This is a genomic window from Thermococcus sp. M36 (assembly GCF_012027355.1).
Classification (GTDB): Archaea; Methanobacteriota_B; Thermococci; order Thermococcales; family Thermococcaceae; genus Thermococcus.
The window spans coordinates 1-453 of record NZ_SNUH01000190.1; the positions used below are offsets into that span (position 1 = coordinate 1).

At 31.8% G+C, this 453-nt stretch carries 1 protein-coding gene; it reads right to left on the minus strand.

Going from position 1 to position 453, the window contains the following annotated elements; translation table 11 throughout:
* Positions 1 to 71: 71 nt before the first annotated feature.
* Complete coding sequence (locus tag E3E36_RS11925) at positions 72 to 383, minus strand: hypothetical protein (protein WP_167895588.1); 312 nt, start codon at positions 381 to 383, stop codon at positions 72 to 74.
* Positions 384 to 453: the final 70 nt, after the last annotated feature.

Genomic DNA, 453 nt, shown 5'->3' on the forward strand with positions numbered 1-453 from the left:
TTTTTTGAAAAGATGTCAACCATTACTTGAATGATTGATGAATAAACGAACAATGGCAGGCAATTATCTTTTCAACATGCAGGCGGACCGCGAAGTGCAGCTATCGTATGAAGAGATGAGAAGAATACTTTCTTTAAAAAACTGTTTAGTTGTGTATAAACGAAGGGAGTATAAAAAACTGTTGACGTAAATGAATTTTCAAAAGGAGATTCAATAACATAATTATCGCAATCGCATTTTATGCCTGCTGCATGAAAATGAGCAGCACCAGATTTTTCTTTACAATTAACATTAAAATCTTTATGCGTAGCAACAGCATCATGCAAAAAACTTTTAGGAGTAGTACCTAAAAAAAACACTGCCAGTAAAAACAGAGCAGCCATTTTTTGTATAAAAGTCTTTATATTCAAAATTGTAACCGTGTTGCAAAATACAGTAATTAATTTTAATTAC

Coding starts and splice junctions, on each gene's coding strand:
- E3E36_RS11925 (WP_167895588.1), bottom strand. CDS start 383: ATGGCTGCTCTGTTTTTACTGGCAGTGTTTTTTTTAGGTACTACTCCT.